Annotated in this window: 32 protein-coding genes; 25 read left to right on the top strand and 7 right to left on the bottom strand. The window is 60.3% G+C overall.

Translation table 11 applies throughout. The features are described 5' to 3' along the window. The first annotated feature begins 91 nt into the window (after nucleotides 1-91). Together HWX39_RS14360 and HWX39_RS14355 are read left to right on the top strand one after the other, a co-directional pair. Nucleotides 92-1,351: an ATP-binding protein gene (locus HWX39_RS14360; RefSeq protein WP_208458841.1), complete on the top strand. Its 1,260-nt coding sequence runs from the start codon at nucleotides 92-94 to the stop codon at nucleotides 1,349-1,351. After that, entirely contained in the window at nucleotides 1,344-2,099 is a 756-nt protein-coding gene (locus HWX39_RS14355; protein WP_016023125.1) for an HNH endonuclease, read from the top strand. The genes HWX39_RS14360 and HWX39_RS14355 overlap by 8 nt, the downstream gene beginning before the upstream one ends. Nucleotides 2,100-2,211: 112 nt before the next feature. Here the strand turns inward: HWX39_RS14355 and HWX39_RS14350 are convergent, their stop codons facing one another. The 6 genes from HWX39_RS14350 to HWX39_RS14330 all read right to left on the bottom strand — a co-directional run bounded on the left by HWX39_RS14350 (nucleotide 2,212) and on the right by HWX39_RS14330 (nucleotide 4,876). Then, the gene (locus HWX39_RS14350; RefSeq protein WP_016023126.1) at nucleotides 2,212-2,487 is read right to left on the bottom strand and encodes an AlpA family phage regulatory protein; all 276 of its coding nucleotides are present in this window, start codon (nucleotides 2,485-2,487) and stop codon (nucleotides 2,212-2,214) included. A 24-nt stretch (nucleotides 2,488-2,511) separates the two neighbouring features. After that, complete coding sequence (locus HWX39_RS14345; protein WP_016023127.1) at nucleotides 2,512-3,336, bottom strand: ParB/RepB/Spo0J family partition protein; 825 nt, start codon at nucleotides 3,334-3,336, stop codon at nucleotides 2,512-2,514. Between the two features lie 120 nt (nucleotides 3,337-3,456). Then, a complete protein-coding gene (locus HWX39_RS14340) occupies nucleotides 3,457-3,663 on the bottom strand; it encodes a hypothetical protein (RefSeq protein ID WP_016023129.1) in 207 nt (68 codons plus the stop codon). A gap of 7 nt (nucleotides 3,664-3,670) precedes the next feature. Continuing rightward, the gene (locus HWX39_RS36645) at nucleotides 3,671-3,796 is read right to left on the bottom strand and encodes a hypothetical protein (protein WP_016023130.1); all 126 of its coding nucleotides are present in this window, start codon (nucleotides 3,794-3,796) and stop codon (nucleotides 3,671-3,673) included. A 7-nt stretch (nucleotides 3,797-3,803) separates the two neighbouring features. After that, nucleotides 3,804-3,944, bottom strand: coding sequence for a hypothetical protein (locus HWX39_RS14335; RefSeq protein ID WP_016023131.1), 141 nt, complete (start codon nucleotides 3,942-3,944; stop codon nucleotides 3,804-3,806). Nucleotides 3,945-4,474: 530 nt separating this feature from the next. After that, nucleotides 4,475-4,876 (bottom strand): hypothetical protein, encoded by a 402-nt coding sequence (locus tag HWX39_RS14330; RefSeq protein ID WP_016023133.1) that lies wholly within the window; start codon nucleotides 4,874-4,876, stop codon nucleotides 4,475-4,477. Between the two features lie 85 nt (nucleotides 4,877-4,961). Between HWX39_RS14330 and HWX39_RS14325 the strand changes: the two genes are divergently transcribed. Beyond that, complete coding sequence (locus HWX39_RS14325; RefSeq protein WP_016023134.1) at nucleotides 4,962-5,201, top strand: YdaS family helix-turn-helix protein; 240 nt, start codon at nucleotides 4,962-4,964, stop codon at nucleotides 5,199-5,201. Between the two features lie 180 nt (nucleotides 5,202-5,381). Here HWX39_RS14325 and HWX39_RS14320 read toward each other — a convergent pair whose 3' ends face one another. After that, nucleotides 5,382-5,582, bottom strand: a complete 201-nt coding sequence (locus tag HWX39_RS14320; RefSeq protein WP_016023135.1) for a hypothetical protein — start codon at nucleotides 5,580-5,582, stop codon at nucleotides 5,382-5,384. Between the two features lie 89 nt (nucleotides 5,583-5,671). Between HWX39_RS14320 and HWX39_RS14315 the strand changes: the two genes are divergently transcribed. The 22 genes from HWX39_RS14315 to HWX39_RS14210 all read left to right on the top strand — a co-directional run bounded on the left by HWX39_RS14315 (nucleotide 5,672) and on the right by HWX39_RS14210 (nucleotide 26,018). Next, nucleotides 5,672-6,178 carry a phage regulatory CII family protein gene (locus tag HWX39_RS14315; RefSeq protein ID WP_016023136.1) on the top strand — a complete coding sequence of 169 codons (507 nt, stop codon included), beginning with the start codon at nucleotides 5,672-5,674 and terminating at the stop codon, nucleotides 6,176-6,178. A 27-nt stretch (nucleotides 6,179-6,205) separates the two neighbouring features. Next, nucleotides 6,206-7,573, top strand: coding sequence for a replicative DNA helicase (dnaB, locus tag HWX39_RS14310; RefSeq protein WP_016023137.1), 1,368 nt, complete (start codon nucleotides 6,206-6,208; stop codon nucleotides 7,571-7,573). A gap of 6 nt (nucleotides 7,574-7,579) precedes the next feature. Further along, nucleotides 7,580-8,659, top strand: a complete 1,080-nt coding sequence (locus HWX39_RS14305; protein WP_347879572.1) for a helix-turn-helix domain-containing protein — start codon at nucleotides 7,580-7,582, stop codon at nucleotides 8,657-8,659. 10 nt (nucleotides 8,660-8,669) lie between these two features. Then, complete coding sequence (locus HWX39_RS14300; RefSeq protein ID WP_016023139.1) at nucleotides 8,670-9,068, top strand: hypothetical protein; 399 nt, start codon at nucleotides 8,670-8,672, stop codon at nucleotides 9,066-9,068. A 171-nt stretch (nucleotides 9,069-9,239) separates the two neighbouring features. After that, a complete protein-coding gene (locus tag HWX39_RS14295; protein ID WP_016023140.1) occupies nucleotides 9,240-9,815 on the top strand; it encodes a hypothetical protein in 576 nt (191 codons plus the stop codon). A 29-nt stretch (nucleotides 9,816-9,844) separates the two neighbouring features. Continuing rightward, nucleotides 9,845-10,213, top strand: a complete 369-nt coding sequence (locus HWX39_RS14290) for an HNH endonuclease (RefSeq protein ID WP_016023141.1) — start codon at nucleotides 9,845-9,847, stop codon at nucleotides 10,211-10,213. 195 nt (nucleotides 10,214-10,408) lie between these two features. Beyond that, a complete protein-coding gene (locus HWX39_RS36230; RefSeq protein WP_175968694.1) occupies nucleotides 10,409-10,912 on the top strand; it encodes a hypothetical protein in 504 nt (167 codons plus the stop codon). A 44-nt stretch (nucleotides 10,913-10,956) separates the two neighbouring features. Beyond that, nucleotides 10,957-12,633, top strand: coding sequence for a terminase TerL endonuclease subunit (locus tag HWX39_RS14280; protein WP_175968693.1), 1,677 nt, complete (start codon nucleotides 10,957-10,959; stop codon nucleotides 12,631-12,633). After that, nucleotides 12,630-13,919: a phage portal protein gene (locus tag HWX39_RS14275; protein ID WP_016023144.1), complete on the top strand. Its 1,290-nt coding sequence runs from the start codon at nucleotides 12,630-12,632 to the stop codon at nucleotides 13,917-13,919. Before HWX39_RS14280 ends, HWX39_RS14275 begins: the two co-directional genes overlap by 4 nt. Continuing rightward, nucleotides 13,885-14,703, top strand: a complete 819-nt coding sequence (locus HWX39_RS14270) for a head maturation protease, ClpP-related (RefSeq protein ID WP_244135001.1) — start codon at nucleotides 13,885-13,887, stop codon at nucleotides 14,701-14,703. The genes HWX39_RS14275 and HWX39_RS14270 overlap by 35 nt, the downstream gene beginning before the upstream one ends. A gap of 68 nt (nucleotides 14,704-14,771) precedes the next feature. Further along, nucleotides 14,772-16,037, top strand: coding sequence for a phage major capsid protein (locus HWX39_RS14265; protein ID WP_016023146.1), 1,266 nt, complete (start codon nucleotides 14,772-14,774; stop codon nucleotides 16,035-16,037). A 50-nt stretch (nucleotides 16,038-16,087) separates the two neighbouring features. Continuing rightward, the gene (locus HWX39_RS14260) at nucleotides 16,088-16,672 is read left to right on the top strand and encodes a head-tail connector protein (protein ID WP_016023147.1); all 585 of its coding nucleotides are present in this window, start codon (nucleotides 16,088-16,090) and stop codon (nucleotides 16,670-16,672) included. A gap of 10 nt (nucleotides 16,673-16,682) precedes the next feature. Then, nucleotides 16,683-17,009, top strand: coding sequence for a phage head closure protein (locus HWX39_RS14255; protein ID WP_016023148.1), 327 nt, complete (start codon nucleotides 16,683-16,685; stop codon nucleotides 17,007-17,009). Next, complete coding sequence (locus HWX39_RS14250) at nucleotides 17,002-17,424, top strand: HK97-gp10 family putative phage morphogenesis protein (RefSeq protein WP_016023149.1); 423 nt, start codon at nucleotides 17,002-17,004, stop codon at nucleotides 17,422-17,424. Before HWX39_RS14255 ends, HWX39_RS14250 begins: the two co-directional genes overlap by 8 nt. Beyond that, nucleotides 17,421-17,765, top strand: a complete 345-nt coding sequence (locus HWX39_RS14245) for a DUF3168 domain-containing protein (RefSeq protein WP_016023150.1) — start codon at nucleotides 17,421-17,423, stop codon at nucleotides 17,763-17,765. Before HWX39_RS14250 ends, HWX39_RS14245 begins: the two co-directional genes overlap by 4 nt. Nucleotides 17,766-17,824: 59 nt before the next feature. Beyond that, on the top strand, nucleotides 17,825-18,289 hold the full coding sequence (locus tag HWX39_RS14240; protein WP_016023151.1) for a phage tail tube protein: 465 nt from the start codon (nucleotides 17,825-17,827) through the stop codon (nucleotides 18,287-18,289). Between the two features lie 28 nt (nucleotides 18,290-18,317). Continuing rightward, nucleotides 18,318-18,785 carry a tail assembly chaperone gp11 gene (locus HWX39_RS14235; protein WP_016023152.1) on the top strand — a complete coding sequence of 156 codons (468 nt, stop codon included), beginning with the start codon at nucleotides 18,318-18,320 and terminating at the stop codon, nucleotides 18,783-18,785. After that, nucleotides 18,782-19,060: a DUF4035 domain-containing protein gene (locus tag HWX39_RS14230; protein WP_175968983.1), complete on the top strand. Its 279-nt coding sequence runs from the start codon at nucleotides 18,782-18,784 to the stop codon at nucleotides 19,058-19,060. The genes HWX39_RS14235 and HWX39_RS14230 overlap by 4 nt, the downstream gene beginning before the upstream one ends. Before the next feature lie 13 nt (nucleotides 19,061-19,073). Next, nucleotides 19,074-23,174, top strand: a complete 4,101-nt coding sequence (locus HWX39_RS14225) for a phage tail tape measure protein (protein ID WP_175968691.1) — start codon at nucleotides 19,074-19,076, stop codon at nucleotides 23,172-23,174. Then, complete coding sequence (locus HWX39_RS14220) at nucleotides 23,174-23,512, top strand: phage tail protein (RefSeq protein ID WP_016023155.1); 339 nt, start codon at nucleotides 23,174-23,176, stop codon at nucleotides 23,510-23,512. The genes HWX39_RS14225 and HWX39_RS14220 overlap by 1 nt, the downstream gene beginning before the upstream one ends. Nucleotides 23,513-23,521: 9 nt before the next feature. Beyond that, a complete protein-coding gene (locus tag HWX39_RS14215; protein WP_016023156.1) occupies nucleotides 23,522-25,330 on the top strand; it encodes a tail fiber domain-containing protein in 1,809 nt (602 codons plus the stop codon). A 4-nt stretch (nucleotides 25,331-25,334) separates the two neighbouring features. Continuing rightward, on the top strand, nucleotides 25,335-26,018 hold the full coding sequence (locus tag HWX39_RS14210; RefSeq protein WP_016023157.1) for a phage minor tail protein L: 684 nt from the start codon (nucleotides 25,335-25,337) through the stop codon (nucleotides 26,016-26,018). Nucleotides 26,019-26,033 lie beyond the last annotated feature (15 nt).

Raw genomic sequence — 26,033 nt, 5'->3', positions numbered from 1 at the left:
ACGTATTACGCGTACTACGGTAAACTAAACTATTTGGGCATCTCATGTGGGCGGTGGCCGAGATCTTTTTAGAATACATGGACATGATGACTTGGGGGGACGTATTTTGAAATCAACGCTTGAATCCTTACATCTGCGCGACGTAAGGCAATTTTCCGAGTTAAACGTTCAATTTAACGCCGGCTTCAATTTTATTGCTGGCCCTAACGGGTGCGGAAAGACTTCGATCCTGACTGCTATCTCGCATTGCTTTCATTATCAGTCTCTCGGATACTCACGATTTGGCCCCAATGCGGAATTCTGGACGGATCTCACCGTCGATGAAAAGAAATATCGTATTGGCCTGGGGCAAAACGCCATCGCTACTACGGGCTATCGGAACGCATCGATTCGGAACTGGACCCCCCCTTCAACAGAAGGCGACCGAGTTGTGCTTGCTACATCCGAAGCAAAAGACGTGAAGTATGCCCCGCTTTTCATTGGCGCACAACGCAACATAAAGTACAAACAAGTCCAAGGACTTAAACGGGAGGAGAATACCAACACCAATCTGAATATATACTTGGCTAATTCGACTTCTGCGATTTACGGAGATTGGCAAAGCGATGTGAAACAGTGGTTCATCAACAGGTACTTTGTGATTGACAAGGATTGGGCAATTGAGGAGAGGACAAACTGGTCACACCTCATAAATCAGCTGCCTCAAATTGGCCCCTTTGATAGTGATTTCAAATATATTCGAACGGAAAGAGACCTTGAGCCCATCTTCAGTATTTACGGAAAAGAATGCTATCTGGAGGAGCTGTCATCTGGTTTTCAGGCTGTACTTTTAATAATCGCAAACATAATTGAATGGATTGAAGGAAGTCGTTCCGATGGAGATCGGGTAGTCGAAGAGGCGGGCGGGACGGTCCTGGTGGATGAATTAGATATACATCTGCATCCCGAATGGCAATTCACAATCAGACGTGGGCTCTCACGTATTTTCCCAAAACTCCAGTTCATCGTAACGACTCACTCTCCGCACCTGCTAGCATCCGCCGAAGCTAACGAAGTAATAATCATGCAAAAGAGTTCGAGCGGCGCCGGGTATAACCTTCGGCCAGCGAACCGCTCCTTTTCCGGGTGGAATACCGACCAAATTCTTTCTGAAATTATGGGGGTAAAGAGCCTAGACAACAAGGAGCATGAGAGGTTGGTGGCAGCTGCACTCCATTGCGTTGAGGGAAGAGATGTCAGTGGCCTTAAGGTTGCCATCGAGAATCTATCGGCCGTATGCCATCCAAACGATACAATTTTAATTGTATTAAAGGCCCGGCTCGCGTCTTTGGAGGCCTTGGCCAATGATTAAATTGGACAGGCCCGGTGAGCCTCTCGTGCTCAAAACAAAAAGCTCAGAATGGACTTTGGCATTGACGCAAGCTGTTGCCAAATTTGGATCATATAAGAATATCCCGGATGCGGAAAAAGAGTATCTTTTGAGCCACTATCGGCATCAGGATATTAAAACCGCGCTAACTGCGAGTTCTCATGGGAAGTGTGCGTTCTGCGAATGTATCCCATCTGAAGGCGGATACGTCGCGGTTGAGCACTTCAAGCCGAAGTCTATCTACCCTAGTTCCACGTTCGAATGGTCAAACCTCCTTCCAGCCTGCAGTCAGTGCAACGGCTCGAAATTGGACCACGACACAGTAGTCGAACCGATAGTAAATCCATATGATATTGACCCAATAGATATTTTTCGTTACGACGGCATTTCGATGAAGCCCAATGACGGCCCGCATTATGACCTCGCGAAGAAAACTATTGAGACGTGTGGTCTTGAAACCATACGGCTTTGGAAGCCGCGCGCCGACATACTTGTTAGCCTGGCAATCTTCAGCAACGCACTTGTGGATGCGATGGGCGAACTGCTTGAAGCCGACACGAGCAGGAAAAAGACAATTAGATTGCGAAAACTGAGCGAGGCATTGCAGACAATTGAGTCACTAATGCACCCGAGCAGCAAGTTTTCTGCGTTCTGCCGAGACTACTTAGAGAAGAGCGAAGAGTATCGAAAGGCGAAGAATCTCGTCGCGGCTGGGTCACCTAATGTCTGATCTGGCATAGGGTATCCTCATCGCCCAATGCGCGTTGGATGCCGCTCACTTAAGCGGCGACAGCCGGATTTGGGTCGATGACGACCCTTGATGAAGTGACGGCGATGCCATCTCAGACCTGATCCAACGCTGACTGACAGACCAGATTTTGACTTACGCAAACATTGCGACGTCTGTTGCGGTGACCCGTATTGGGCGGAGGTGCTAGATCTGACACCGGACACGCCTCTGCCCATGTTTCGATCTCGCGTGTCAGCCACGCGACGCGCCGATCGGACAGGACGCGCGGCTTTGGGAATTTGTGCTCGCGTACGAGTTTCTGGATAGTGGCTTCGGATAACGACACCGCGGTGGCAACGGCAGGCAGGTCAAGATAAATCGGTTTCATTGATTCTCCCGGCTGGAGCGCCGCTCAGTCAATTTTCGGCATAATGCGATCAACCATGTCGCGGTCGCTTTCGATGCTAAGAACCCATCGAAGGGCGGCAGCACGTTCGCCGGTACTGTTCTGCAGCTCCGCAGTGATCTGTTTGCGGGTTCTCATTCGGGGTTCCGCGTGTCCCATTACTTCGCGTTGGCCGCGCGACTTTTCGTGCCCCTTCTTGGTGTCGGCTACGTAGACGAGTTCGCGCACCTTTTCTCGCTGTGCGTCCGGGCCGAGGCGCGCCAGTTTGACCGCATGCGTTACGGGAACCTTGCCGCTGTCGACTGCTTTCTGTACATCCCCGCAGCATTCGAGCAAGGCGAGTGTTGAGCGCACGGTTGCAACTTTGCAGTTGAAAATCATCGCGACCTGATCTTCACCGCGGCCAAGTGCCATCAGCTGCCGCATCTTCTCGGCGCGGCCTAGTGGCGTGTCTGCGCGACGGTGTTCGTTTTCGCTGACGATCGCATCGAGTGCTTGCTCGCGCTTGCCTTTGAAAACGACTGCCGGCACCTGGCGAGGTGCGATGCCACGTTCCTGTCGCCATATATTCGCTAGTCGACAGGCCTTGACGCGCTGCCGGCCGAGTACGACTTCGACATCGCCGGTCTCGGGATTTTTCGAGATCTCGATTGGCATCACGATGCCTTGATAGTCGATGTTGTGCGCCATCATTTCGTCGACAGGTAGATGAACGCGATCATCGTAAAGAGGGGACGTCTTGTCCGTTACGAGTACCAGCTTTTCCGGATCGAAAAACAACAGATTGGTTTTGCCAGCAGCGCCGTAGGCATCGAGTGAATTTTTCGCCATGGTTATATTTTGTTAGTGATGTTAATGGAATTCGCGATAGTCAGTGCGGACCTAGGGTTCTGGCAGCGCAGCAACGGCGCGCCGTGCGGTGCGTGCGCGAACGTGGCAGCGCGGCATCGATCATTCCTTCACGTCGCCGGCCTGCCGACGCTTGACATCCATGCGCGCAGCTGCTCGCCGTTGCTCGCGAATTTCCCTCGCGCGCGCCGACGATTCGAGCGTCTTGCGCACGCTGTCGCGTTGGATCGCGGTGTCGAAATCGCCGCGCATGTGGAGCAGCTGCCATTCGACGCGTAGCAGGTGCGTGGGCAGGTGGGCTTTCTGCATGGCGTGCTCACGCGCTGTACGCGGTCGAGTTCGGTGCGTCGGCCACTTCGTCGGTGTATGTCCATGCGATGCATGCGACGCCGACGGCGAGCCAGAGCAGCACGATTTTCCAGAGGGGCATTGGCTTGGTCATGTGCACCTCAAATACCGAATGCAGGGGCGATCGCGCTGGCGATCAGGTAGAGCAGGGCGAGCGCGACCAGCCGGTGCCAGTCACGCGCATGCACTGCACACGATTTCGGGCACGAGAGTTCGCTGCGCTGGAACAGGGTGATACGCATCAGGGCCTCGTCTGTCGTTTGCAGCGGCAATGCTGCGACGAGACGGACTTTAGCGAAACGCGAAACGCTTGTCTATAGCGAAACGCGAAAGCTTGCGCTAAATTTGTAACGCCGAATGGCGACGAGCGGCGTCAGGTAGCGGGGCCGAGCGGAATGAGCTCGTACGTCCGGAGGCAACCTGACAAGACTGACAGTTGTTGAAAGCAATCTGTCTTTTTGATTAAACTACTGTACATGCATACAGTATTGCGGCGCTAATGAGGGTGGGGCTGTTGATGAAAGAAGAACCGATTAAACGCTTACGATGCAAGCCGGGGGACGTCGCGAGGGTTGTATGGTCACCCAACGAGGCCCTTATTGGGCGCATCGTTGAGGTGGTCCAGATACATTTCGACGGGAGGTGGGAGTGCGAGCTTGCGGGGCCGCCAGTGATAGGTTTGGCCGACGATGGCGACGGTTTGATTTTGACTCGTGACTGGCTGTTTTCGGACTATTGTCTTGAGCCATGGCCCGGTCACAAGCACACGGCGTTACCCGCCCTTGCCGAATCGCTTGCTGCTTGAAGGGAAAGTGGTGGGTTGTGTTGGCGATTGCGTTAAGAGCCACCCGATAAACGATTCGACCTGTGCGCGTTGGTTGGGGTTGAGCTCATTCCAGCCGGCGGGAGGGGCGGCTGGAGAATTCGCAGACGCGTCGACCGAGTGGTCGGTGTCTATCCAACCGACTGGTTTGCCAATGTTCTGTTCGATTTTGCGCGCCGTCACTGCACGCATGCCGCGAGCTCGGCCCGTCTTCGAATCCTTGGCGCCGTCTCGCAGGTTGGTAAATTGCGAGTGAGACATCCCGATGGCGGCGGCAGCAGCAGCCGGCCCACCATGCTCAGATTCGATGATCTTGAGGTTGTCGCGACGTATTTGGTCGATGTCCTTCATGTCTGCAATTCAATAGCAAAACGCTAAAGCCGTATATGCGCGAAACGCTATAGACAAGGCTTTTGCGTTTCGCTAAAGTTGCGGCATGGACCTCAGAACCTATCTCGACGCCGAGCGCGGTCGACTCGTGAAATTGGCCGCTGCTATCGGCGCTCATGCGTCAGACCTCAGCGCATGGGCAAACAAAAAAAGGCCCGTGCCGATTCCTTTTGGTTGGCCGATTGAGCGAGAAACGGATGGCCAGGTTCGGAGAGTTGATCTCTTCTCCGCGGATGTGATCCCTGATATCTGGCCGGAGCTCGCCCAACGAAAGGAGACCGCATGACGCGCCCCCGCTCGCGTTGGCCCGTTCTCCGAATACTGCTGATCCATCATCGCAGCCCGATTGCGCGGCTCGCGTATCGACACAATTTTCGATGGGTCGATCGGCTTCAGGAGGAGTATATGCGCCGCTTAATCCGCGCCGGCACCGAACCCGATTTAGTTGTCGGCCCGGATGGGCGCGTCATTCCCCGTCGTCGATCGGTATCAATCCCGCCTTCTTTGCTTGCTTTTCCAGATCGTCGTAATCGAGTTCGATCGTCCGACGACATTCCGGGCACCAGACCGGCGGATCTAAGCGGCCGTTGAGGGCGCGTTCGATCGTCTCCTTACGCACGAACCCGCAAAAATTGCAGCGGAAATCGTAGGGATGGTTTGTATCCATAAATCCGGCTCCGTTGATCGAGTGACTGAATGTTATGCGATCCGTAGTTTGGTTAACAGCATGAAAAACGGTGAAATTCAAGGGTAAAAATGGCTCACTATTACAGCGATTCCGAATGGACCGATGTGCTTTACAAATCAGTATCGAAAACCCCGGGGAAGGTCGGCGACGCGGCACGCTATTTGAGCGAGCGACGCGGGATTCACATTACCGGGGAATCCTTGCGGCTCAAGTTGCGTGAAGTCGAAGGTGCGCGCATCACGGGCGAGATGTTCGAAATGTTGATCGAGTGGATGCAGGAAAAAAATCAGCCCCATGCGCTCGACGCACTGCACGCACTGAATGCACGATTCGGCTTGGTCGCCGGCGCGCCGATCCAGCGAGAAAGCACCAAGGACATTTCGGCGCTTGTGTCCGCCGCACTGGTAGTCAGCAGCTACGCCGGTCGGTTTGCTGAGGAAATTCACAAGGCCGTTGAAGACGGCGTGATCGAGCGGCATGAGGTCGAGGCAATCGAACGCGCCGCGCGCGAAAGCCAGCGTCAAATCGAGGTCGCCGTGTGTACTGCGCGCGCCTTGGTCGTTAATCCGCGCTAACGCGCTTCCGAAGAATCTGGGGAAACAATGGGCGCCAGCCATGAGGCTGAGGCGCGCGGGGTAATTGCGTCCGTAGAATCCGAGCAGGCAGTGCTAGGCGCGCTCATGCTCGACAACGGCGCATACGACCTGATCGCGGCGGAGCTGTCCGCAGACGATTTCACGGTCGGCGATCATCGCGCGATCTTCACAGCTATTCAACATCTGATCGTCAGCTCGCGCCCGGCTGACGTGCTGACCGTTTTCGAGCAGCTGCGCGCGACGCATGCGAAGGTTTCGGAGCCGCTTCGATACCTAAACGACCTTGTCAATTCGACGCCGAGCTCGGCAAATCTGAGCCGATACGCGGACATCGTTCGGTCGCGTTCGCAACTGCGCGGTGCGGTGCGCGCCGCTCGTGCCGTGATCGATCAATGCCACAACACGAACGGGCGCGAAGCGACCGAGATTATAGATTCGGCGCAGGCGGCGTTTCTGCGACTGTCGGATCGCGGCCAGCGCGCGGCAGACAGTTTCCAGCCAATGCAGCCAGCGTTGACGCGTGTGGTCGAGCGCATCGACGAGCTGTTTCACCGCGAGGACCGCGGCGGGATCACCGGAACGCCGACCGGATTTGTCGACTTAGACGCGCGACTCGACGGTATGCATGGCGGTGAGTTGATTATCGTCGGCGGACGGCCGTCGATGGGAAAGACCTCCCTCGCAATGAATATCGCAGAGCATGTCGCCATCGTGTCGAGATTGCCCGTCGGCGTCTTGTCGCTGGAAATGCCGACCGAACAGTTGACCATGCGCATGCTGGCGTCGACATCCCGTATCAGCCAAAACAGGCTGCGAACCGGTCGCCTCGAGGATGACGACTGGCCGCGCCTGACGCGTGGCGTCGAGCTGATGGCCGACGCGCCCGTGCATATTCTCGATAGCTCCGCGATCACCCCGTCGAAATTCAAGTCCGAGTTGCGGCGCTTGTATCGCGAATGCGGCCGGCTCGGGATGATTGTCGTTGACTACCTGCAGCTGATGTCGGGTGACGGCGGCGGATCTGAAATGCGGGCCACCGAGGTCGCCGAAATATCGCGCGCACTCAAACAAATTGCGAAGGAACTCGACGTTCCGATCATCGCGCTGTCGCAGCTTAATCGAGGGCTCGAGAATCGCCCAAACAAGCGGCCCGTCATGTCCGATCTGCGCGAGTCGGGTGCGATCGAGCAGGATGCCGACGTGATCCTCTTTATCTACCGCGATGAGGTCTATAACCCCGACAGCGCAGATCGCGGTACGGCCGAAATCATCATTGCGAAGCAGCGAAACGGGCCGATTGGCACCGTACGGCTCGCATTCCAGAACGCAACAACCCGGTTCGAGAATTTCGCCGAGCCGACATCGAATTATTGATCACGTATGAGAACTGTATCTCCCTTTTACTCCTGGCGCCGCGCAATGATGTGCAGTGCGCTGCCGTCGACGACAAAGCTCGTGCTGTTCGTCGTGGCGGAATATTCGAGCGGAATGGACGGCACGTGTTGGCCGTCACTCGAAACGATCGCCGAGAAGGCGACGCTATCCATTCGTGCCGTCACGAAGCACCTTGGCATCGCCGCTGAGCTCGGATGGTTGACGAGTTGGCGTTCGCGGCGGCCGGATCGGAAGTGGGCGCATGCGCACTATCGGCTGTCCATTCCGGAGGACGTGGCGCTCCAGCAGCGGGATGCGATAGATCTCGATCTCGCCGCAGCCGACGATGAGTTGGCGGTCGGCGGCCCGGAACGTGGTGCCGAAGATGCTCAAAAAGTAGTCAGATCGGAACCACGTGCCAGTAATTCCGGTGAATCACTGGCACCAGGTGCCAGCAACCTGGCAGGGGCAGTAGTCCGTGGTCCCGGTGACGGCGATTGGGGCCCTGAAACTGTCGATTCGGTAGAAAGTTCCTGGCACCACGTTCCAACTAACTACCCAGTAAACAGAAATACAAGTAAACCCTCTCTCTATCAAACCACAGTGGTTAGCACAGGTAGCGGCGATCAGAGAGAAAAACCGAGTGACGGAGATTTTTCGTTCGCTCGGTGGATGCTCGACAGGCTGCGTGCTGACGATCCGGGATTTCCTGCACCGAACCTTGACGAGTGGGCGAGCGATGTCGCGGCAATGATTCGCTGCGATGGCAGAACGGTCGACGCGATGGCGCGGCTCGTGGGCTATGCGATGCGCGACAAGTTCTGGAAGCGAGTCATCACGTCCCCGGCACGGCTTCGGAAAAACTGGGAGGAATTGCGACGCCGTCGCAACGCGGCGCTCGAATCGAAGGCCGTAGCCTCGGTGCCGGGCGCTGTGGTGAGTCATGAATCTTCCGGCGTTGACGATCGCCAGTGTGCGCACGTCGAAGCCGGTTGCCGCTGCACGAATCCAGCAACAACTCTCATCGGTGCCGGCGCGTCGCGCCGAGGCTATTGCCGAAAGCACATCAGCTTTTACGAAGAATGACGGGGAAATTATGACGATCGAAAAACGACTCCAAAATTGGGCGCGCGCGTACAGCTTCGGTGAAGGCCATTCCGACGGCACTGTGGCAAGCATCTATTTCCCGAATTCCGCGGGGAAGACGGTGGCGAGCGACGTGGACGTTGCGGACGCTGAGTTGGTCGAAAAGGCGTGGCGTTGGTTGATGCCGCTCGACAAGCAGCTACTTCGCATGCACTACATGTGGAACGCACGGCCCGCCATGATTTGCCGGCGGTTGGGAATCAAGGTGCGTCCACACTCAGTGTTCGACTTCGCGCTGTCGCACGCACGCAAGGCAATCGAGGAACAGCTCAGCGATTCGGCGCGTCAGCACGTGCGGATCGCCGACGTCATTACGCGCATGCAGATTGATGTTGCGAATTCGAAATAGCTGTTCTACACTTCGATCCACAATTTGATCCGGCGAAAGCTGAGTAGAGTTCGGGCACTCCCCGGGCTCTCTGGCGCCCGGAAGAATCGCAAAGCCTCGATCGCGAAAGCGTCGGGGCTTTTTCGTATGTTGGCATCGAGCGGCTGTGAAGCTGCGACGGGGAGTTCGTTAATGGCGTCAAATAAAAAGAACAAATTGCCTGATCCAAGCGTCGAGAGAAGCGCTGAATTTCTTCAGTGGCTGCTCAATGAAAGCGAACGATCTGCGGTGATTCTTGGCGGGGCACTTGCCGACGAGGAGTTGCTCGCGTTGATGCTCAAGGTAATGCCATCACCGAACAAGGCAGAGGATCGATTGTTCGAGCCCGAACGTCCTCTCGGCTCTTTTTCCTCGCGTATCACCTTGGCTCATCGGATCGGATTGATTGACGATGATTTCGCAAGGGGACTCAACTGGGTCAGAGATCTGAGAAACCATTTTGCGCACCGAGTTGAGCACGCGAAGCTCACTGATGATGCATATCGCGACCGCGTTACCAACATCGCCGGTTGGGTAAAGGCTCATCACGCGTATGCTGATGTGTTCGAGGGTACAAAGCGATTCAATGCCGACATTTCCGATCCGCATCGACATTGGGTTGTTTGCGTTTCGGCGATTGTCATGCGTTTGCGAGCGGCCCGTAAGAATGCCGCGCCACTTCGATCGACTGTTCAGGCGCGCATCACCGTCAAGGACGACGAGAAATAGGGGCTGGGAACCTTTAGTTGGAGAGCGTAATGCCGAGGAAAGCGCCGACGCAATGTCGGCATTACGGATGTGGCCGACTTGTCGCGACGCCGGGCTACTGCGCCGAGCATGCGAGTGAGGCGGTCGGTTGGCAATCGGATCGCCAGCGCGGCTCGCGTCACGCCCGCGGATACGGATCGGACTGGACAAAGCTGCGGCGTGAAGCGCTCGCGCGCGACAACGGGCTCTGCGTGCCGTGTCGGAAGAAAGGCCGGATCGCTCGCGCTATTGCGGTAGACCACATCGTGTCGAAGGCCGAGGGCGGAACCGACGAGCTGACCAATCTGCAGTCGATCTGCAAACCGTGCCACGACGCAAAGACGTCGGCGGAAGCGGCGCGTGGGCGCAGTCGCCGCTGATCCGGCGCGGGCCGCCGCCCCGAAACCGAGGGGGGGTGGTTTTAATTTTTCGGCCCCTTGCTCGGGACCGAACGTTCAGCCGCATTTTTTCGCGGACCACTTTTTGAAGAGGGGGGGGTTAAGAAAGCCGCCCCATAGAGCCGATCGCGCAACGCGAGATGAGTTTTTCGTCGGCTCGCTTACCGGAAGCCTCACATGAGTCCGAATCAACCGTTTGCCGACGTCGGCGGTGCCGACGATTCGCGCGCGTCGGGCGGCGGCGTTGGAAAGGCGATCGAATCGCCGCCGCCGCCGCCCGGGGTGCATTTCGAGTCTGCGCACCGCAAGGTGTGGGACTACCTCTGCTTCGCGCTGCGCGCAGAGGGCGTGCCGCACCGCACTGCCGGTGTCGCGCTGTCGATCGTCTGCTTTGACTTCGTTCGCTGGGTGAAGGTCGAGCTGCAGCTACGCGACTTCGAGAAGATCAATCACGGATCGTTCATGGTGCAGACGCCGAACGGTCATACGCAGCCGCATCAACTCTATTACGCGGCAAAGTCGCTGAAAGAGGGGTTGCTCAAGTGTCTACCGGAAGCATGCCTGACGACTCCGTCGATGCTGATCGCGAAATCGAAGATGGAAGATCCGAATCCGCAGGACGACCTGTTCGACCAGCTGCTCGACCACGCGCGCTCCAGACCGACGAGCTTGCCCGCCTAACGCCCGCCGTTCGGCATCGGTGGGATGTCGAGTATGGCCTGCCCGTGCTACGAGGCGACATCGTCGTCGGCGAGTTCGTGTTTCTTGCGGTAAAGCGCCATTACGACGATCTGATCGCCGGCCCCGCGCGCGGCATCGTGTTCAGTGCGCCGCATGCAGCGCACATTATCGATTGGATCGAGAAGCAATTCCTACACATCAAGGGTGCGCTGGCCGGTCAGGCGCTCGTGCTCGATCCGTGGCAGCGGTTTTGGACCGCGGTCATGTACGGATGGCGTCGTGTCGATGCGGGCCTGCGCCGGTTTCGCACAGGATACGAGGAGGTCGCGCGCAAGAACGGTAAGTCGACGTGGAAGGCGGGTCAGGGCGACTACCTGTTTCTGATGGATGGGGAGCAGGGCGCAGAGGTCTACACGATTGCGACGACGCGCGAGCAGGCGATGAGCGTGTTCAAGCCGGCGCTCGACAACTACCGGCGTCGGTGCCGGCGATCGAAACGGCTGGCGCGATCGATCAAGGTGTACGACGGAACCAACCAAGAGCGGATCGTGTTCGGCAGCAGCGTGTTCAAGCCGTTGCCGGCGAACGCGGAATCGCTCGACGGTTTGAACCCGTCGGTTTGTATGGTCGACGAGCTGCACGCGCACAAGACTCGGGAAGTTTGGGACGTGATGGAGTCGGCGCTCGGCGCGCGACTCCAGCCTTTGATTTCAGCCATCACGACGGCCGGCTACATCCTCGACGGGATCTGCACTGAGATTCGCATGTATCTCGTGATGATCCTGCGGGGTGAGAAGATCGACGATAGCTTTTTCGGCTACATCTACACGCTTGATGACGACGACGATCCGTTCGACCCGGCTGTTTGGATCAAGGCAAACCCGAGCCTGGGTAGTGCGAAGACGGTCGAGTACATGCGTGCGCAGGCGACGAAGGCAGCCGAGCTGCCGAGCGCGAAGGCCAACTTTCTCACCAAAGACCTGAACGTCTGGGTCAATGGTGCCTTGAGCTGGTTCGACATGCAGGTGTGGGACCGATGCGGTGCGCCGTTCGACCCCGCGATTCTCGCCGGCCGGCGGTGTTTCGGTGGACTCGACCTTGCGAGTACGCAGGATTTGAGCGCGTTCGTGCTCGTCTTTCCTCCGTACGACGACGGCGGGGATATTGTCGAAGAGCTCGGCCCGGACGGCGAGTGGTATGTGGTCGCGCATATTTTCGCGCCGGAGGCGAAGGTCAACACGCAGGAGGGTAGCGACGCAGCGCCGTATAAGAAGTGGGCCGAGCTTGGATGGCTGACGGTAACGCCTGGAGCGGTGACCGACTACTCGATCATTCGCGACACGATCATCGGCGCGTGCAAGAAATTCAAGGTACAGGACATCGCATTCGATCCCTGGAACGCCACGCAGATCGTCAACGAATTGCTTGAGGCAGAAATTCCAATGGTTCAGGTGCAACAGAACATGTCGGGCCTCTCGCCGGGTGCGAAGCAGCTCGAGCGGTTGGTGTACGGCGGCAGCATGCGACATGGCGGAAATCCGGTAATGCGGTGGTGTGCGAGCAATGTGACGCTGATGCTTGATTCGAACGACAACATCCGGCCCGACAAGAAGAAATCGCGGCCGAACGGGCGCATCGATCCGATCGTCGCCGCGTGTATGGCAACGACTCGGGCTGTGACATATCAGCCCGAATCCGCTCCGGAAATCTACATCCTATGACGAACGCAACGAACGGTGCGCCGCGCACGAACGCGAGCGGGTCACGCATCTTGAACCAGTGGAACGCGGAACGGCAGTCGGCCAGGGCACAGGCAGCCGTCGTGTCGACCAGCGAGATTGTTCCGGGGACGGACGCATTCGACTGGATGACGGGACTGCAGACGCCGGGCAGGGCGGTGAGCGAGCGCGGCGCGATGAGTGTTGCGGCCGTCTATTCGTGTGTATCGCTTATCGGTGGAGCCGTCGCGGCGACGCCGCTGGTCGAATACATGCGCGGCCCGGATGGCGTGCTCCCGGTCGAATCGGAGTACTGGGAGCTGCTGAACGAACAGATGCATCCGCGATGGTCGGCGGCCGTCGGTTGGGAGTTCGGCGTGCAGGGGCTGCTGCTGCACGGCGACCTGATGTCGCGGATTCATCGCGTCACGCCATGGTCGCCGAAAATCGAATGGATCGAGCCTTTGCATCCGCTGTCTGTTTGGCCCGATCTCGTCGACGATCGGTTGGTATACAGCTACGTCGATCCGGCAACGCATGCTATCGAGACGGTCGATCAGGACGACATGATCCACGTTCCTGGGCCGGGCTTCGATGGCCGACGCGGCATGTCGCAAATTCGCAGCGCGTTGCGTGGTCCGGTCAACGTATCGTCATCGGCCGGCCAGCTGATCGATTCGATGTTGTCGGAGAACCTTCGCCCTGACCTGGTTATCCGCGCCGATAAAAAGCTTGACGAGGCAGACATCGCGCTATTGCGTAAGCAATGGTTACAGCGATACAGCGGGTTGCACAACAGCACTGCGCCGATCGTGCTGGGTGGAGGGATGGACATCAAACAAATCACGATGTCCGCTGCTGACGTGCAGCTAATTGAAAACCGCAAGCTGACCGACGACGACATTTGCTCGGTGTTCGGAGTGATGCCGCACATGATCGGGCGGAGCGACAAGGGAACGACGATCGGGACAACGGCCGAGCAGCTCGCGAAGCATTTCGTGAAATACACGCTTGGCCGACACCTGACAAAAATTGCACAAGAGGTCGGCCGCAAGGTCGTGCGTAAGTCGAAGCGCTCGATTCAACACGATTACACGGCGCTCGAGCTCGGCGACACGAAGGCGATGTTCGAGGCATTCCGTATCGCACTCGGCCGCGCAGGGGAGCCCGGTTGGATGTCGCAAAACGACGTGCGGCGACGGTTCAACATGCCGCCGGTGCCGGACGGCAACAAACTCAATTCAGGGACAAAAGATGCGACGAAACCGAATCCTCCAGCTGCTGAATGACAACCGTGCGGCGCCACGTGCCTTCAGCGTGAAGGCGAGCGACGACGGCACGGTTGCGACTGTCTACCTTTACGACGTGATTGTGACCGACGAATGGTGGGGCGGCGTCTCCGCGCAGTCGTTCGTGCAGGCGCTCGCCGGGATCACGGCCGACACGATCCACCTTCGGATCAACAGCCCGGGCGGCGACGTGTTTGCCGCGCGCGCGATGGAAACGGCAATTCGCGGTCATTCCGCGCGGGTGATTGCGCACGTCGACGGCGTTGCCGCGAGCGCGGCCAGCTTCGTGATGCTGGCCGCCGATGAGGTTGAGATCACGGACGGCGCGTTCGTGATGATCCATAACGCATGGACGTTCGCGATGGGAAATGCGGACGATCTGCGTGAATCGGCAAAGCTGCTCGACGCCGTCGACGCGTCGCTGGTGCGAACCTACGCGAAGGAGACTGGGCAAAGTGAGGACGATATTTCCGCATGGATGGCGGCTGAAACGTGGATGTCATCCGACGAAGCCGTGCAACGCGGCTTTGCTGATCGGCTCGCGGGTGCTGGCGCGGATGCACAGGCATCCGCGTGGAATCTCTCGGCGTATGACCGCGCGCCGAATGCCGCGCATGCGCAGTCGTCGCCGCGCGGGCCGGTCGCGTTCGCCCCGCCGGGATCGGCGCCTGCGCCGGTGCCGGATTCGAAACCTGCCGAGCCGGCGCCCCCTCCGCAGGCGTCGGCCGCGGCGCCTGACATGGATGCAATGCGGCGCAGGCTGGAACTTGCACAACGTTCGTGACGCGTTCCCGCGTCGATTCAAAGGGCTGCCTTAGGGCGGCCCTTTCTTTTTCTGTCGATGGAGACTGTATGGCTATTGCAATTCAAGCACTGCGGGAGCGTCGCGACGCACTCGCGAAAAATCTGAACGCGCTGCTGGAAAACAACCAGGGCGATAAGTGGGGCGCCGATCAGCAAAAGGCGTACGACGAAGGCCTCGCCGAGATGGATCGTGTGAGCGCCGAGATCAAGCGTCATGAAGGGCTGATGAACCGGCTCGCCGAGGAAGCGCTTGCCGGCAATCCCGAGGGGCTGATCAACGCACACGTCAAGACGCCCGGCGCGCACGAAGGCGAGTCGCGAGCGATCCGCACGTTCCTTCGTCGTGGCGTGCTAGCGCTGACCGACGAGGACCGTGCGCGCATGCTCGCGCGGCAGACGCCGGATATCCAGAACGCCATGTCGACCGGTGATCCGGCGGCCGGCGGCTATACCGTCGCTCCGGAGTTCTATCGCCGGCTGTCGGAGGCGCTCAAGGCTTTTGGCGGCGTTCGCGATATCGCTACCGTTCTGTCGACCGGGACGGGTGCGTCGATGACGTTCCCGGGTACGGACGCGACGACGGAAGAGGGCGAGATCGTCGACGAAAACGGAGAAACGAGCGACAGCGATACGAAGTTCGTCGCGAAGTCGCTCGATGCGTTCCGCTACTCGTCGAAGTCGATCGCGCTCTCGATGGAGCTGCTGCAGGACAGCATGTTCGACCTCGAAAGCTACATCATTCGTCTGTTGACGACGCGCATCGGTCGGATCACCGCACGGCATTTCGCGAAGGGCACGGGTAACAAGCAGCCGGTCGGGCTGCTCACGGCCGTGGGCACTGGCGTGACTGTTGCGTCGCCGAACCTGATCACCTACGACGATCTGATCGACCTCGAGCACAGCGTCGATCCGGCATATCGCGTGCGTCCGAGCTGTGGCTACGCCATGCACGACCAGATGCTGAAGGCCGTTCGCAAGATCAAGGACGAGCAGAAGCGGCCGATTTTCGTGCCGGGCTACGAGCAGGGTAATCCGGGTGGTGCGCCGGATCGTCTGCTCGGCCGACCGGTGAAGATCGTGCAGGAATACGACGTGCCCGAGGCGGGTGCCAAGCCGCTGACGTTCGGCGACCACTCCGAATACATCGTGCGCGAAGTGATGGATCTCACGATGTTCCGCATGACGGACTCGCGCTACACGCTGAAGGGGCAGGTTGGTTTCGTCGGCTTCAACCGCCAGGGTGGCAACCTGATCGACATCGGTGGTGCTGTGAAGGCGCTGAAGATGGGCCAGCCGGCGGCGCCGCAAGGCTGATCAACGGGGCCGCCACGTAGTGGCGGCCGCACATTCGACGTGAGGAATAAATGGCCGACCAGTTGGCATATCCGCTGCGTGTCGCGGCGGGCCGCGTCGACGTGATGAAGCGGCCCGCCGAGGAAGTGATCACGCTCGACCTGGCGCGCGAGCACTGCCGAATTGATGGCGACGACGAGGATGTTCTGCTGACGGGGAATATCGTCGCGGCGCGCGAGGCGCTCGAGGCGGCGTTGTCCCGCCCTTTGCTTCCGCAGGAGTGTCGGGTGCGGGTTGACTCGTTTCCGTCGGATCGCATTCTCCTGTGGAACGACGTGATCGAGATCATCGGCGTGTCATATACGGACGAGGCCGGCGTGCGGCAGACCTTGCCGCCGGCAGCGTACCGAGTGATGGACCGGGCGTATCTCGTTTCCCGAAAATCGTTCCCATATGGCGAGGATGTCGAGGTGCGATTTCGTTGCGGTGCATTCGAGACGCCCGATGCTGTGCCCGAATCGCTCGTTGCGTGGATGCTGCTGCAGCTCGGCACGCTATCCGCGCATCGCGAATCGGAGCTCGACGGCACGGTCAGTTCGCTTAGTGAGGATTTCACGAACCGGCTCATCGCGCGTCACGCGATCGTCGGCATTTAGCGAGGACCGTATGCGTGCGGGAAAACGAAACGAGCGAATCGTGATCGAGCGCCGAAGTGGTGCAGTAAACGAGAACGACGAGCCATTGCCGGATGCGTGGGTCGAGCATTCGAGGCCTTGGGCTGACGTGCTGTTTATCAGCGGGAAAGAGCATGTCGTTTCAGGTGCTGTCCGGGGCTCAGCGGTGGCCAGCATGCGCATCCGTTACCGGGCCGGTATCGACGAGCAGATGCGCGTACGTTACGACGGCAGGTTGTACGACATTACGGCGGTCCTGCCATCGCGCAAGCGCGGGTATCTCGATCTGTCGGTGAAGGTGGGGGAGAAGTATGTCTAGTGTGCAGATTCTGGGGCTGTCCGACCTGCGTGCCGATTTCGGGAAGCTTGCGAAAGCGCAGTCGACGAAGGCGCTCAGGCGTGCGACCGTGGCCGGGGCGAAGGTGATCCGAGACGAGGCACGCGCACGCGCGCCGAAGAAAACAGGAAAGCTGCGGCGAAACATCGTCTCGGCCGCGCTTCGGCAGAAGGACGCACCCGGTATCGCGACGGCGGGTGTGCGCGTGCGGACGAAGGGCAAGGGCGATTCACCCAGCAACGCGTTTTACTGGCGTTTCGTCGAGCTCGGCACGCCGCATATGCGGGCGCAGCCGTTCGTGCGACCGGCGTTCGACGAGTCGATCGGTCAGGCCGAGGGTGCGATTCGTACTGAGATCGCGCGCGCGATCGACGCGGTGATCGGGGGTGGCCGGTGAGTGCTCTCGTTGTCCGCAATGCGATCGGCTCGGTGGGCGCTGCGAAGGGCTATGCCGGCGCCGCGGCCACAGGAGCGAAATCACCGTATTACGTGGTGTCGCGAGTGAGCGGTGCGCGCGACATGGCCATCGGGGGAGCGACTGGCGGCAAGTCGGGGGTGTATCAGATCGACGCCTATGCCAGTACGTATACAGACGCCGACGCGCTTGCCGATCGGGTAATCGAACGCGCGTACGCGGCCGAGCAGTTTTCTGTCGGCGGGGTGAATGACCTGCCCGACGACTATTCGAGCGATTCCGGGGATTTTCGGGTGAGCCTCGAAATATCCGTTGAATTCTGACGGAATCCGATGTGTGTACGGCCCGCCTCGCGCGGGCCTTTCTTTTTTATGAGGGGCTTATGGCCGAGAAGAGCAAGCGCATCAAGGCGCAAGGTACGAAGGTCGAGATCTCGAAAACGGTTTCGGCGGATCTCGACGATAACACGCTCGTTTTCGTCGATCTCGGGACGACGACCAAAACGATCAACTGGCAGGGTGGTCAATCGGCCGAAATCGATGCAACGACCCTGGAAAGCGAGGAAAAGGAATCGGAGCTCGGCCTGGCTGATCCGGGCGAGTTTTCGGTCGACGGCAACTATTCGTCGGACGACGCCGGCCAGCTAATTCTCCGCAGGGCGCGCGGCACGGGCGACAAGTACGTGTTCCGCGTGACTTTCCGCGACAAGTCGCAATTCCTGTTCATCGGCATGGTGCGTCAGTACACCTGGTCGGCTGGCGTCGACGGCATCGTGACGTCGACCTACAGCGTCCGTGTCAGCGGCTCGCCGAAGGAAGTGCCGCCGCCGGCCGTACCGGCGGGTTAATCGATCTCAAAAGCGAAAGGAAAGAGTGATGACGAAAACTCCGATGGTCGCTGGCACGCTGCGTGCCGCGATTCTCAACCCGTTGGCCGGCTGGCGCCACGAGATGGTGCCGATGCCGGAATGGGGCGACGTGACGGTTGCGGTGCGCGAGCCGTTGCTCGAGGACCGCGCGTTCTGGCTCGAGCCGCTGCGCCTCGCTGCCGGCGTCGAGCCGGGAGACGACGAGGAAACGGCCCGCGCCAAGTATTCGCGTGTCCGCCCGGACGAGCACGTGCTCGCCTCCGCGCGGTTGTTCGTGCGCGTGCTCTATGTCGAGACGGCCGCTGGCTGGCGTCGCGAATTCGAGGACGGGGACGCGCAGGAGGTCGCGTCGGCATTCGGAGCGGCGCACGAACGCATCGTCAATACGGCGCTCGAACTCGGCAATATGAAAGCCGACGCGGAGGACGATGCAAAAAAAGCCTCCGCCGAAACCCCGATCTCCGACTCGAACTGACGTTGGCGCTGCGGCTCGGCCGGACGCTTGCCGAGCTGCGCGCCGATATGTCGACCTCGGAATTCGCCTTGTGGCAGGCGTTCGACGCCGAGTCGCCGATCGCCGATGATCGTTACGACCTTCATGCCGCGATGGTTGCGTCGGCTGTGTTCCAGGCGCAGGGTGCGAAGGTCAAGGTGGCCGACATGATGCCGAACTGGTCGGGCGAGTCGCCGGAGGCTCAGGAGGTCGCCGATGATCCTTTCTTCGCAGGCCTAATGAGATTGGTAAAGTAGGTGGATAGAAAATATGGGAACGAGTCTCCGCGAGCTGATCGTCAGCGTTACCGCGAATACGACCCAGTACGACCGACGCATGCAGCAGCTCGGGTCGACGGCCAGCGGCTATTTCAACGCGGTCCGGGATGGGGGCCGCGCGGCTGACGCGGCGTTCGCGTCCAACGCGTCGAGCGTGCAAGTGACCGTGCGCGCGATCGAGGCCGCGCGCGGCTCGCTCACGGCATATGCGCAGGCTGCTGCCGCAGCGTTCGGCGTGCACCAACTGATCGAGTACGCCGACGAATGGACGAACCTGAGTAACCGGCTCAAGATCGTCACGCGGGATCAGATCGATTTCGCCGTCGCGCAGAACGATGTGCTTCGGATCGCGCAGGCAACGCGGCAACCGCTCGACGCGACGGCCGAGCTGTATCAGCGGATCGCGAACAACACTTCGCACCTCGGCCTGTCGATTAAGCAGGTCGGCCCGCTGGTCGAAACGATCAGCAAGGCGGTTGCGCTATCGGGCGTATCGGCCGACACGGCGCGGCTCGGTATCGTGCAGCTGGGTCAGGCGTTCGCGTCCGGCCAGCTGCGCGGGCAGGATCTGAAGAGCGTGCTGGAGGAACTGCCGGGCGTTGCCGACGCTATCGCGCGCGGGATGGGTAAGGGCACGTCCGAGCTCAAGGCGCTGGCCGAGGACGGCAAGCTGACCGTCGAGAACCTGATCGACGCGCTGAAAAATGCCGGGTCGAGCACGGACGCGCTGTTCGGCAAGGTCGACATGACGGTCGGGCAGGCGATGACGCGCCTGCAAACGGAAATCATCGCGTACGTCGGTCACGCGAACGAGGCAACAGGCGCGAGCGCGAAGCTGGCACAGAGCGTGGTCTACGTTGCTGATCACCTCGACGAAATTGTCACGATCAGCGCATCGCTTGCAGCCGGCCGGCTCGGTGTGTATTTCGCGCAGACGACCGTGGCAGTCAGCAAGTCGGCCATCGCGTGGAACGTCGAGCGGCAGGCGCTGCTCGCGAAGGCGCAGGCGGAAAACGCGGCCGCGCTCGTCACGATCACGAAGGCGCAGAGCGACCGCGACGCGGCGGCGGCAAAGCTGCAGAACGCGCAGGCCGCAGAGGTCGCCGCGGCGGCCGAGCTGGCCGGCATGCGCGCGATGCGCGAAAGCCTCGCGATGCAGTCGGCGCTGACGGCCGGCTCGATCCAGTACACGCAGGCGAAGCTCGCCGAAGCCCGTGCGATCGAGGCGAGCGCGGTGGCACAAGTCGCGACCGCGCGGTCGAATCTGGCGAACAGCCAGGAGATCGGCACGCGGATCGCCGGCATGCCGTACGCGGCGGTGATTGCGCGCGAGACGGCTGCGGCGCAGGGCGAGCTTGAACGGGCAGAGGCATCCCTCGCGTTGGCGCAGCAGCGCCGCGTGGCGCTGGAGGCTGCGGCGGCCAAGGGTACGGTCGACCAGACGCGCTACGCGGCGGCGCTGGCCGAAACCGAGAAGGGGCTCGCCGTCGCCGAGCGTGAGGTCGCTGCGGCGACGCAGGCCCGCGAGCGGGCCGAGCGTGGGGCGACGGCCGCGACGGCGGGTCTGGCCGCCGCGACCGAGCGCGCGGCGGTGGCGCAGACTGCTGCCGCACGCGCCGGCTCGTTGATGCGCACGGTAGGGTCCGGATTGCTGTCGGTGATGGGCGGCTTGCCCGGCATCATCGCGATGGTTGGCACGGTGGCGCTCGGCGCCGCGGTGAATTGGCTGGTATTCCGCGATCATGCGAGCAGCGCGACGTCGAGCCTGATCGACATGCAGGCGCCGCTCGACCAGATCATCGAGAAGTATCGTCAGCTGTCGCCGTTGCTGCAGGAGGTAGAGCGCAATCGGGCGAAGCAGGCGCAGGCCTCGGCGCGCAGTGACGTAGCGGATGCGTACGCGGGCCTCGCGGCGCGCGCATCGCAGAGCGTCATCATGCCAGGCATCGGCGACAGCCCGCCGATCATCACGGACGAGAATCAGGTTGCGCTCGATCGGTTCATTGAAGGGCTGAACCGGATCAAGACCGAAAATCTCGGCGTAGACGAGAAGTCGCGAGAGCTTGCTTCGCTGGTCGGCGTGTTTATCGATGCGACGAAGGGCGGTGACGAGCTTCGCGCTGAACTGGTGCAGGCCGCGTCGGCGATCGACACGGCCGGCGCCGCGGCGGACAAGGGCACGCGCACGCTCGCCGCGATGGATGCTGCTGCGCGCGCTGCGGCCGACGGCATTCGACTGCTCACGGAAGAAAATAATTTCTTCGCGGGCGGCATGGCGGCCGAGGCCTGGAACAAGTACGTCGAAAAGCTGAAAGAAGCCTCCGACGTCATCGGCATGACCGCGCAGCAACGTGCCGAGTACGAAGCGAAAACGAAGGGCGCGAACAGTGCGGAGGCACGGCAGGCCGGTTTGATCGCCGGGCGCGCGGACGCGTACAAATCGCTCGAGAAAGCGATCCAGGACAAAGACGCGAAGGCCGAGGCCGGCGCGCGGCGAAATATCGACAACCTGACGCGCGAGCTCGCGCTGATGAATCAGCAGATGGTCGTCGCCGCGGCGCTGGCCGAGTTTCAGGCTGATCTCGTCAGCAAGAAATTCGAGAAATTCGGCTTCAACGCTGACGCGGCGCTCGCGGCCGCCGCGGCGCGCGGCAAAAAGGCGTTCGATGACACGGTGTCGGAATCGGCTGGCCAGGTCGCGCGCATCGGCGTCAACGCACCGGCGCTTGCGCACAAGAGCCGGTCCGGCGGGTCGCGCGCCGAGCCGGAAAGCCAGCGCATGCTCGACAACATCGCGCAGCGCATTGCGCAGTTGCGCGTCGAAGCGGTTGCAACCGACAAGCTCACGCAATCGGAGAAGGATCGGATCGGCTTTGACCAGAAGCTGACGGATCTGGCCGCGAAGCGCACGAAGCTGACCGATGGCGACAAGAGCTTGATTCGTGACCAGGCTGCAATTCGCGCGGCATACGACCGTGCGGTGCAGCTGGAGAAAGAGGTCCGTTATCACGAAGCGATCAACAAGCTGAAGGAGCGCAGTGCGCAGATCGATGCGGAGCTGGCGGACTATGCGTCCGAGAGGCAGCGCGAGGTAGCGCGCGAGCTGGCCGCGATGCCGATGGGCGACAACGCGCGCGAGCTGAACCAGGCGACGAGCCGCGTCGGCGATGAGTTCCGGCGCCGGCGCGACGATTTCACAAAGGGCGCGCGGAAGGACGGCACGCTAGGGTCGCCGGAGTATCTGGCCGAGATCGACCGCATCAACCGGGCCGAGGCCGATCAGGTCGAGCGTGAACGCGGGTATGTCGAGCAGCGGCTCGCGGTGCAGCGCGACTGGCGCGTCGGCGCAAGCCGTGCGGTGGCGCTGTATCAGGAGTCCGCGGAAAACGCTGCCGGTCGCGCGGAGGAGGCATTTACGAGTTCGTTCCGCAGTATGGAGGACGCGCTCACCTCGTTCGTGTCGACCGGCAAGCTGGATTTTCGCGGACTGGTCAACAGCATGATCGCCGACCTTGCGCGCTTCGCCGCGCGCGCGGCGATGGCGCCGGTGTTCGGCGCGCTCGGTTCAGCGCTTGGGCTTGGCGCGGCCGGCGCCGGTGGCTTCAGTGCGTCGTCGTTGCTTGGCGGTGTGGCGGGCGGCATGTCCGACATGTTCGGGGCGGGTGGCGGCAACGCGTACGGTTTCCACCTGGCGACCGGCGGGCGGGTCACTGGCCCGGGCACGTCGACGAGCGACAGCATTCCTGCGTGGCTCTCCAACGAGGAATTCGTGGTGAAGGCCGCGGCTGTGCGCAAGCCCGGCGTGCTTCGCCTGCTGGAGGCGATCAACAGCGGACAGGATCTCGGTTTCGCGAAGTTTGCGAACGGCGGCCTGGTCGGCGGGGGCTCGGCCGGCGGGGGCGCGCTCGGGGTGCAGGGCGGAGGGATCGAGCTGAATATCCCGGTGACGATCGACGGCGGCACGGGCAACGCGGCGCAGATGATGGCGAGCGCGGAGTTCGTGAAGAAGCTCACGCAAATGGTGCAGGGGCTGATCGCGGTCGAGAGTCGTCAGGGTGGCGCGCTCTGGAAACTGAAAAACGGGATGGGGTGATGACCGACACGTTTATCTGGCCACCGACGGTCGAAGGGTTCGGCGGCGATACGACGCTGCGTGTGCGGAAGGCCGGTTTCGGCGATGGGTACACGCAGCGCGCGGCGGACGGCCTGAACAACCGGGTGCCGTCATACAGCCTTCGATTCGTGGGGAAGGCGGACAAGATCTCGGCAATTCTCGCGTTCCTGGATGCGCATGCCGGCGCGGTGTCGTTTTTCTGGACGCCGCCGCTTCGGCCGCAGGGCCGATTCGTGTGTGAGAAGTACACCGAGCCGGTGAAGAACGGCAACGTATACACGATCACGGCGCAGTTTGAGCAGACGTTTGCACCATAGGGTTAGAAAATGCCGCAACTTCAAAAAGTCAATCTCGGTACTCCACCGGAGGGAAAGGACGGAGACTCCGTCCGCGCTGCTAACGTCAAGGCAAACGCCAACGTCGACGTGCTGTCCGCCTGCGTTGCGCTGGGATATAACATCCTAAGTGATAACTGGACGCTTGCGCCTAGTAATGTCGGCACGCGATTCGGGTTGAACATGGGTGTGGACGGCAAGGTCATTGTGTTTCCGCTTGCCTCGGCGGTCGTTGCCAACGCCTGCCTTCACTTTTTCAATGTCAGCAATCCTGTAACGATCGGATTGCAGGGTAAAGACGGAACCCAAGTCAAGGTGCTTAATACCGGGGACTGGGCGACCTACGTCTCCGACGGCGGCGGTTATTGGCACGTCGCTGCCCGCGGGAAAATGCTCCCGAATGAAGTGGTGTCCGGGAATCTTTCGGTTGGTGGCACGCTGTCCGTTACCGGGGGAATTGCGGGCGATCTTGCGGCGAGCGGAAAGCTCGTCGGCGGTAATTGTCCGAACCTTCTGGTGAACGGGTCCGGCGAGCTGGGAAGTACTGGGTGGAATGGGACGACATTCGGTCCATTGCAGGGTGGGTTTGGAGAAGGGACGCTCTTCATCAATTCCAATGCAATCAACACTGGCACGTGGGTTGTCGATCAATCCAGCGATATTGCTTGTGGTCCGGGCGTCGTGGTCACGGTGTCGGCCGAGATCAGTACTGGGGGGTTGAACGCCGGCCGAGTGTATATAAAGAGCGAAGCGTTCAAGGCCGATGGAACGTTTATTGGCACTGTTGCTTCGACGCCTTCAATAACAACGAAACGAGATGCTTCCTTTCAGAGTGGTGCGGGCGTAACCCCAGCAGGAACGGCTTCGATCAGGGTGAGCAAGGTTGCGGATGCCGCACCGAACATATCAGCGTTTGGCGTTTCATTTCGACGGATCAAAGTCGAAAGGGGCAACGTGCCCTCGCTCTATTCCCAAGAGGCGAGCATTGCCTATCTTGCAGGCGCACCGGTATTTGCTGGGGTGCCGAAGTTCGGCTCGTATACGCCGTGGCACAGCGGAAATTTAAATCCCGCGAACTATGCAAATCTGGCAACGGACCAGACATTCAAGGGAACGAACTACTTCGAAAGGGCCATCGTTTCGACGTTCTCCCCGTCGGACTATGGTTCGGTGTTCGCTGCAAATCGATTGACCGGATATCTGTTCAGTGATTGGTCAAAATCCTCAGCAGCCGTTCGCGTCGAATGTGGTGACAATGGCGCCGCCTACCAACTTTTACACGCTCAGAAATCTGGGCAGCGCGATTTATTCGCGATGTCCATTCACGCTGGTGGATCAGCAAGCGCAACTGCGGTGGCCTCCTTCACGTTCACAGGAACCGTAAATGCGCATATGTTTTACGACGGAGGGAATGCGGCGTTTATCGGCTCGTTATCGCAAGGCTCAGACTACCGAATCAAGAAATCGGTGGAAAACATTGATACTGCTGAAGCGTACGAGGGCGTGCGGCGCTTGCGTTTCGTCGACTATCTGAAAACTACCAACGTAGGCGAGGACGCGGAGCGCAGAATCGCGGGCGTGATCGCACACGAAGCGCAGGCAGTGTTCTCGAATGTCGTCAGTGGCGAGAAAGATGCTGTAGAGGACGATGGTCGAATGAAGCTGCAAACCGTCGATTACAACGGCCTCGGAGTATACGTCGGCGCAGCGGTGCAGCACATGGCGAATCTGATCGAGTCGTTGGCGTCAGACGTCGCGATGCTGCGCGCCAAGCTGGAGACTCTCGAGGGGGCGAGTTAGCCATATGCCTATTTCCGCGGACGTTCAAAGTCTCGAACCTGGTCGGCGGCTCGAGCTTTTCGAGGTCGATTGCTCGGAGATCAACGGAGACGTGCTGCGCTTTCACGGTCATCTGCAGTCGACGTCGATTGTGTGGCAGGGGTGGGAATACAAGCCGTGGCCGATCCAGGCGGCCGGTTTCGAGCGGACGTCGGATGCGCGGCAGCCTGCGCCCACGCTGACGGTCGGCGACATCAACGGCACGATCACGGCGCTGTGCGTTGCGCTCGATGATCTCGTCGGCGCGAAGGTGTTCCGCCGGCGCACGCTGGCGAAGTACCTCGACGCGGTGAATTTTCCGAATGGCAACCCGACCGCGGACCCGAACGAGCAGTGGCCGCCAGAGCAGTGGCGAATCGAGCAGAAGAGCGACGAGCAGCCTGGCGTGCAGGTGGAATTCACGCTGTCGTCGCCGCTCGATTTCGGCGGGCAGCAGGTGCCCGCGCGCCAGATCGTCGGCATGTGTCAGTGGCGCTATCGTGGGCCCGAGTGCGGATATACCGGCATGGTGTACTTCGACAAGTACGACAGGCCGGTGAGCGACCCGGCGCTCGACCGCTGCAGCCAGAAAATCAGCGGGTGCGAATGCCGGTTCGGAGTGAACAACCCGCTGCCTCACGGCGGTTTTCTGTGCGACACGCTCGCCTAGACCGTCGACCAACTT

It is taken from the genome of Burkholderia sp. BCC0322 (assembly GCF_902833045.1).
GTDB lineage: Bacteria > Pseudomonadota > Gammaproteobacteria > Burkholderiales > Burkholderiaceae > Burkholderia.
This window is presented reverse-complemented; position numbering and strand designations above follow the sequence as displayed.